The 7,736-nt window shown below is 71.2% G+C and carries 6 protein-coding genes; all 6 read left to right on the top strand.

Annotation, left to right across the window (positions count from 1 at the left end):
* Positions 1-77 precede the first annotated feature (77 nt).
* Positions 78-392 carry a DUF664 domain-containing protein gene (locus ACFTZL_RS37080; RefSeq protein ID WP_382592443.1) on the top strand — a complete coding sequence of 105 codons (315 nt, stop codon included), beginning with the start codon at positions 78-80 and terminating at the stop codon, positions 390-392.
* A gap of 180 nt (positions 393-572) precedes the next feature.
* Positions 573-2,093, top strand: a complete 1,521-nt coding sequence (locus ACFTZL_RS37085) for an aldehyde dehydrogenase family protein (RefSeq protein WP_382592446.1) — start codon at positions 573-575, stop codon at positions 2,091-2,093.
* A 73-nt stretch (positions 2,094-2,166) separates the two neighbouring features.
* The gene (locus ACFTZL_RS37090; protein ID WP_382592448.1) at positions 2,167-3,699 is read left to right on the top strand and encodes a GMC family oxidoreductase; all 1,533 of its coding nucleotides are present in this window, start codon (positions 2,167-2,169) and stop codon (positions 3,697-3,699) included.
* Between the two features lie 5 nt (positions 3,700-3,704).
* Positions 3,705-4,817 carry a glycine betaine/L-proline ABC transporter ATP-binding protein gene (locus ACFTZL_RS37095; RefSeq protein WP_382592456.1) on the top strand — a complete coding sequence of 371 codons (1,113 nt, stop codon included), beginning with the start codon at positions 3,705-3,707 and terminating at the stop codon, positions 4,815-4,817.
* Positions 4,817-6,766: an ABC transporter permease gene (locus ACFTZL_RS37100; protein WP_382592450.1), complete on the top strand. Its 1,950-nt coding sequence runs from the start codon at positions 4,817-4,819 to the stop codon at positions 6,764-6,766. Before ACFTZL_RS37095 ends, ACFTZL_RS37100 begins: the two co-directional genes overlap by 1 nt.
* 1 nt (position 6,767) lies before the next feature.
* Entirely contained in the window at positions 6,768-7,724 is a 957-nt protein-coding gene (locus ACFTZL_RS37105; RefSeq protein ID WP_382592453.1) for an ABC transporter substrate-binding protein, read from the top strand.
* The last annotated feature ends 12 nt before the right edge of the window (positions 7,725-7,736 follow it).

Raw genomic sequence — 7,736 nt, forward strand, 5'->3', positions numbered from 1 at the left:
ACCGGTGCGGGGCCTGTCGTCTTTCCCGGGTCTTAGTCTTCGCGCTGGTAAAGGAGCCCGCGCCGCCGTGGGGCGCGGTGGACTGGGGCGTCGAGCCGGACTGGGAGTGGAGTTCGGCCGCCGGGGACACGCCCGAGCGGTTGTACACGCTGTGGACGGAGGCCGTGCGGCGGTCCCGGGCGAATCTGCGGGAGGTGCTCGCGGAGAGCGACGCCGGCCGCCTCGCCGCCTTCACGACCCGGGACGGCCGGTCACCGAGCGTGCGGCGCCTGCTGGTCGATCTCATCGAGGAGTACGCCCGCCACGTCGGCCACGCGGACCTCATACGCGAGTCCGTCGACGGGCGTGCGGGCGAAGACCCGCCGGAGGGCTTCCGGCCTCGGGCGACCTGACGTCAGCCGCACCTGATCGGCGGGTGTTTTGCCCGCGTTTGACCGCATCTTCAGTGACACAGCGCACTTTCGGCCACGGATCGTGCATGCATCCGGGGGGTGAGGGCAGGCGCACTCGGTCTCTTAGTGACACGTGTGTGACACAAGGGCGCTGATCAGGAACGGAAGGCGAAAGCGGTCATGGCGGAAAGCAACGTACTTCAGGCGCGCAGCACCATCCACGCGGGAGGGGAGTGGCGTGCGGCCGTCTCCGGCGCCACCCGGGAGATCCTCGACCCCGCGGACGCGCTGCCGTTCGCCGTGGTCGCGGAGGGTGACGAGAAAGACACCGACCTGGCGATCGCCGCCGCCCGGCGCGCCTTCGACGAGGGCGACTGGCCCGGCATGCCCGTCGCCGAGCGCGCCGCGCTGCTGAGGCGCGTCGCCGACCTGCTGGTGCGCGACCGCGAGCAGCTCGGGCGGCTGGAGGCCCAGGACGCCGGCAAGACCGTCGAAGAGGGCCGCGTCGACATCGACTGTGTCGCCGACGCCTTCCGCTACTTCGCCGACCTGGTCGCCGGCGAGGCCCCCGGCCGGGTCGTGGACGCGGGCTCGCCCGACATCCACAGCGTCGTCGTGCACGAGCCCATCGGCGTCTGCGCGATGATCACGCCCTGGAACTACCCGCTGCTGCAGGCGAGCTGGAAAATCGCCCCGGCGCTCGCGGCGGGCAACACCTTCGTCATCAAGCCGAGCGAGATCACCCCGATGACGACCATCGCGGTCATCGAGCTGCTGGTCGAGGCCGGGCTGCCCGCCGGCGTCGCCAACATCGTCACCGGGCCCGGTCATACGGTCGGCGCGCGGCTCTCCGAGCACCCCGACGTCGACCTGGTCTCCTTCACCGGCGGTCTGCTCAGCGGCACCAAGGTCGCCCAGGCCGCCGCGCCCGGCGTCAAGAAGGTCGCCCTCGAGCTCGGCGGCAAGAACCCCAACGTGGTCTTCGCCGACGCCTGCGCCACCGAGGAGGGCTTCGACACCGCCGTCGACCAGGCCCTCAACGCCGCCTTCATCCACAGCGGCCAGGTCTGCTCGGCCGGCGCCCGCCTGATCATCGAGGAGTCGGTCCGGGAGCGCTTCGTCGCCGAACTCGCCCGCCGCGCCGAGAAGATCCGGCTCGGCCGCGGCACCGAGGACGGTGTCGAGTGCGGCCCGCTGGTCTCCGAGCAGCAGCGCGCCAAGGTCGAGATGTACGTCGAGTCCGCCCTCAAGGAGGGCGCGGTCCTGCGCTCCGGCGGCAAGCGCCCCGAGCCGTCCCCGCAGCGCCCCGAGAACGGCTACTTCTACGAGCCGACCGTCCTCGACCACTGCCACCGCGAGATGCGCGTCATCCGGGAGGAGGTCTTCGGGCCGGTCCTCACCGTCGAGACCTTCCGCACCGAGGACGAGGCCGTGACCCTCGCCAACGACACCGAGTACGGCCTCGCGGGCGGCGTCTGGACCTCCGACGCGGGCCGGGCCCGGCGCGTGGCCGGCCGGCTGCGTCACGGCACGATCTGGATCAACGACTTCCACCCCTACCTGCCGCAGGCGGAGTGGGGCGGTTTCGGCAAGAGCGGAGTGGGCCGGGAGCTCGGCCCGGCCGGACTCGCCGAGTACCGGGAGACCAAGCACGTCTACCAGAACCTCGCCCCGAAGCCGGTGCGCTGGTTCGCGGGCTGACCTCCCGCACCCGCGCCCTCCGGGCCCGATCTCTTCGTCCCCTCTGGCTCATCCCCTCTGGAGCAAGTACGCCATGTCCCACACCAGTCACGAGTACGACTATGTCGTGATAGGCGGCGGAACCGCAGGTTCCGTCATTGCCTCCCGCCTGACCGAGAACCCCGACGTCACCGTCGCCGTCATCGAGGGCGGCCCCAGCGACGTCGGCCGCGACGACGTGCTGACCCTGCGCCGCTGGATGGGCCTGCTGGGCGGCGAGCTCGACTACGACTACCCGACCACCGAGCAGCCACGCGGAAACTCGCATATCCGGCACAGCCGCGCCCGGGTCCTGGGCGGCTGCTCCTCGCACAACACCCTGATCGCCTTCAAGCCGCTGCCGGCCGACTGGGACGAGTGGGAGGCCGCCGGCGCCAAGGGCTGGGGCGCGGTGCAGATGGAGGCGTACTTCGCGCGCCTGCTCAACAACGTCGTCCCGGTCGACGAGAAGGACCGGAACGCCATCGCCCGTGACTTCGTCGACGCGGCCCAGGCGGCGCTGAACGTGCCGCGCGTGGAGGGCTTCAACAAGAAGCCGTTCACCGAGGGCGTCGGCTTCTTCGACCTCGCCTACCACCCCGAGAACAACAAGCGCTCCTCGGCGTCGGTGGCGTACCTGCACCCGGTGATGGACGAGCGGCCCAACCTGACGATCCTGCTGGAGACCTGGGCCTACAAGCTGGAGCTGGACGGCAACCGCGCCGAGGGCGTCCACGTCCGCACCAAGGACGGCGAGGAGATCCTCGTCAAGGCCCGCAACGAGGTTCTGCTCTGTGCCGGCGCGGTCGACTCGCCCCGGCTGCTGATGCACTCCGGCATCGGCCCGAAGGCGGACCTGGAGCGGCTCGGCATACCCGTGACGCACGACCTGCCGGGCATCGGCGAGAACCTGCTCGACCACCCCGAGTCGGTGATCGTGTGGGAGACGAACGGCCCCATCCCGGAGAACTCCGCGATGGACTCCGACGCGGGCCTGTTCGTGCGCCGGGACCCCGAACAGCCGCACCCCGACCTGATGTTCCACTTCTACCAGATCCCCTTCACGGACAACCCGGAGCGACTGGGCTACCAGCGGCCGGAGTTCGGCGTCTCGATGACCCCGAACATCCCCAAGCCGAAGAGCCGCGGCCGGCTCTACCTGACCAGCGCCGACCCCGAGGTCAAGCCGGCCCTGGACTTCCGCTACTTCACCGACGAGGACGACTACGACGGCCGGACCCTCGTCGACGGCATCAAGATCGCCCGCGAGATCGCCAAGACCGAGCCGCTGGCCGGCTGGCTCAAGCGCGAGGTGGCGCCCGGCCCGCACGTGACCGACGACGCGGAGCTCAGCGAGTACGCCCGCAAGGTCGCGCACACCGTCTACCACCCCGCGGGCACCTGCAAGATGGGCGACGCCGACGACCGGCTCGCCGTCGTCGACCCCGAGCTGCGCGTCCGCGGCCTGGAAGGCATCCGCATCGCCGACGCCTCCGTCTTCCCCACCATGACCACCGTGAACCCGATGATCGGCGTGCTCATGGTCGGCGAGAAGGCCGCCGAGCTGATCGGTGGTGACGACCGGTGACCGAGATGACCGAGATCCCGACCCTCGAACCCCCCACGGAGCAGACCATGGACACGACCCCCGTCTTCTCGGTGGAGGGCCTGTGGAAGGTGTTCGGCCCCAAGGCCGAGCGCATTCCCGCCGACCCCGAGCTCACCGCCCTCGACGCCGCAGAGCTGCGCTCCCGCACCGGCTGCACGGCCGCCGTCCGCGACGTCAGCTTCGATGTGCGCAAGGGCGAGGTCTTCGTCGTCATGGGCCTGTCCGGCTCCGGCAAGTCCACGCTGGTGCGCTGTCTGACCCGGCTGATCGAGCCGACGGCCGGCACCATCGCCATCGACGGCGAGGACGTCCGCGCCATGGACCGCGCCCGGCTGCGCGAACTGCGCCGGCACCGCGCCGCCATGGTCTTCCAGCACTTCGGCCTGCTGCCGCACCGCACGGTCCTCGACAACGTCGCCTACGGCCTGGAGATCCAGGGCATGGGCAAGGCCCAGCGGCGTGAGCGCGCCGCCGAGGTCGTCGCCAAGGTCGGCCTGGAAGGCATGGAGCACCGCCGCCCCAGCCAGCTCTCCGGCGGCCAGCGGCAGCGCGTGGGCCTCGCCCGCGCGCTCGCCGTCGACCCCGAAGTCCTCCTCTTCGACGAGCCGTTCAGCGCGCTCGACCCCCTCATCCGGCGCGAGATGCAGGAGGAAGTGATACGGCTGCACCGCGACGAGGGCCGCACGATGGTCTTCATCACCCATGACCTCCAGGAGGCCCTCAAGCTGGGCGACCGCATCGCCCTGATGCGCGACGGCCGGGTCGTGCAGCTCGGCACGCCCGAGGAGATCGTGGGCTCGCCCGCCGACGACTACGTCCGCGACTTCGTCCGGGACGTCCCGCGCGAGCAGGTCCTCACCGTCCGTACGGCCATGCGCAGCCCGTCGGCGGACCTGGACGGCAGCGGACCGGCGGTCCGGCCCGACGCGACCGTCTCCGAGGCGATCGAGGCGGTCGCCCGCGCCGGTGTTCCGGCCCGGGTCGTGGACGAGGGCCGGTGCGTGGGCATGGTCGACTCCGACACGCTGCTCGGTGTCGTCGCCGGCACGGAGCAGCCAGCTCCGCCCGGGACGGAGCAGTCCAAGGAGGCCGTCTGATGGCGACCATCACCGCATCCCCGCCGCGCGTGGGACTGCCCGGCCTCCTCAAGACCCCGGCCGTCCGCAAGCTGCTGCTCCTCGCCCTGGCCGCCGCGATCCTCGTCCCCCTGGCGAACGCCCGCTGGGCGAGCGGTAGCTGGCCGACCGCACTGACCGTCGACTTCTCCGAGCCGCTCGCCAAGGCCAGCGACTGGATCATCGACAACCGCGACAGCCACCCGCTGTTCCTGTACTTCTTCGGCCACGTCAGCAACGTCGTCGTCATCGCCGTACGAGCCGTCTACCTCGGCCTCCTGGCCGTCGGCTGGGCGGGCGTCACGGCCCTGGGCGCGCTGGTCGCCTGGCGCGTCGCGGGCATCCGGCTCGCGCTCGGCACGGGCGTCGCGTTCCTGGCCTGCGGCCTGCTCGGCATGTGGGTGCCGACCATGCAGACGCTCGCCCTGATGGTCGTCGCGGTCCTCGCGTCGGTCGCGGTGGGCGTGCTGCTCGGGCTCGCCGCCGGGCTGTCCGACCGGATGGACCGCCTCCTGCGCCCGGTCCTGGACACCATGCAGGTGCTCCCGGCCTTCGCCTATCTGCTGCCGGTCGTGCTGGTCTTCGGCATCGGCGTCCCGGCGGCCGTCCTGGCCACCGTCATCTACGCCGCCCCGCCCATGGCCCGTCTGACCTCGCTCGGTCTGCGCGGCGCCGACAAGGAGGTGCTGGAGGCGGTCGAGTCGCTCGGCTCCACCGCACGCCAGCGGCTGCTGACGGCCCGTATCCCGCTGGCCCGCAAGGAACTCCTGCTCGGCCTCAACCAGACGATCATGATGGCGCTGTCGATGGCCGTCATCGCGGCCGTCATCGGCGCGGGCGGTCTCGGTGACCGCGTCTACCAGGCGCTGGCCTCGGTCGACGTCGGTGCCGCGCTCGCCGCCGGTATCCCGATCGTGCTGCTGGCCGTCGTCCTGGACCGTGTCACGGGCGCGGCGGGGGAGCGGCTCGGCGCCGAACCGGAGCCCCGGCGCGGGCTCGGCCGGCTGTACGCCCTGGTCGCCTTCGCCGCCGTGGCGGTCGCCGGGCGTCTCGCGGGCCGGCTCGACTGGCCCGAGGCCTGGGTCGTCGGCATCGCCGAGCCTGTCAACCGCGCGGTCGACTGGATGACCGCGCACCTCTACTCCGGCGTCCCCGTGGTCGGCGGCACCGCCGACTGGGCGGGCCACTTCACCACCTGGGTGCTCGACCCGATGCGCGACGGCCTGCAGGGGCTGCCCTGGTGGTCGGTCCTGCTGATCGTGGCCGCCCTGGCCTGGGTGATCGGCACCTGGCGCACCGCGCTCACCGCCGTCCTCGCCATGGCCGCGATCGGCGCGCTCGGCGTCTGGAAGCCCTCCCTCGACACCCTGTCGCAGGTCCTCGCGGCCGTCGCCGTCACCCTCGTCGTCGGCTTCGCCACCGGCATCGCGGCGGCCCGCAGCGACCGTCTGGAGCGGCTGCTGCGTCCCGTCCTGGACGTGTTCCAGACGATGCCGCAGTTCGTGTACCTGATCCCGGTCGTCGCCCTGTTCGGCGTCGGCCGCGCCCCGGCCGTCGCGGCCGCGATCGTGTACGCGCTGCCGGCCGTCGTCCGTATCACCACCCAGGGCCTGCGCCAGGTCGACCCGGCCGCGCTGGAGGCCTCCGGCTCGCTCGGCGCGACGAGCTGGCAGCAACTGCGGCAGGTCCAGCTCCCGCTGGCCCGCCCGGCGCTGCTGCTCGCCGTCAACCAGGGCCTCGTCCTGGTCCTCGCCGTCGTCGTCATCGGCGGCCTGGTCGGCGGTGGCGCGCTCGGCTACGACGTGGTCTTCGGCCTCGCCCAGGGCGACCTGGCGACCGGTCTGGTGGCCGGCGCGGCGATCGTCTGCCTCGGCCTGATGCTCGACCGGGTGACCCAGCCCACCGAGCGGCGCGCGAAGAAGGGAGCGTGACATGCGAGTCCGTACGACTGCGGTGATCGCCGCCGTGAGCTCTTTGGCGCTGCTCACCGGCTGCGGCGCCGCCGACATGACCAAGCAGTCCTCGCCCTTCGCCAACGCGCAGGGCGCCAAGTCCGTGACCCTGTCCGTGCAGTCCTGGGTGGGCGCGCAGGCCAACGTGGCCGTCGCCCAGTACCTCCTGGAGAACGAGCTGGGCTACCGCGTCGACACCGTCCAGGTCGACGAGGTGCCCGCCTGGGACGCCCTCAGCCAGGGCCGCGTCGACGCGCTCCTGGAGGACTGGGGCCACCCCGAGCAGGAGCAGCGGTACGTCAAGGACAAGAAGACGATCGTGCCGGGCGGCGGACTCGGCGTCACCGGGCACATCGGCTGGTTCGTCCCGACGTACTTCGCCAAGAAGCACCCGGACATCACGAACTGGAAGAACCTCAACAAGTACGCCGATCAGTTCCGCACCCCGGAGAGCGGCAGCAAGGGCCAGCTCATGGACGGTTCGCCGTCCTATGTCACCAACGACAAGGCGCTGGTGAAGAACCTGAAGCTGGACTACCAGGTGGTGTTCGCCGGCTCCGAGGCGGCGCAGATCACCCAGATGAGGCAGTTCGCCAAGGAGAAGAAGCCCTTCCTCACCTACTGGTACTCCCCGCAGTGGCTGTTCAGGAAGGTCCCGATGACCGAGGTGAAGCTGCCGGCGTACAAGGAGGGCTGCGACGCCGACCTGGAGAAGGTCGCCTGCGCCTACCCGCACACGCCGCTGCAGAAGTACCTCAACGCGGACTTCGCCAAGAACGGCGGCAAGGCTGCGGCGTTCCTGAAGAAGTTCAAGTGGACGACCGAGGACCAGAACGAGGTCTCCCTGTTGATCGCCGACAAGAAGCTGACCCCGGAGGAGGCGGCGAAGAAGTGGGTGGACAGCCACAAGTCCACGTGGAAGAAGTGGCTGTCCTGACCTGCCCTACGT

This window comes from Streptomyces sp. NPDC056948 (genome assembly GCF_042674225.1).
In the GTDB taxonomy this organism is placed as follows: Bacteria; Actinomycetota; Actinomycetes; order Streptomycetales; family Streptomycetaceae; genus Streptomyces; species Streptomyces purpurascens.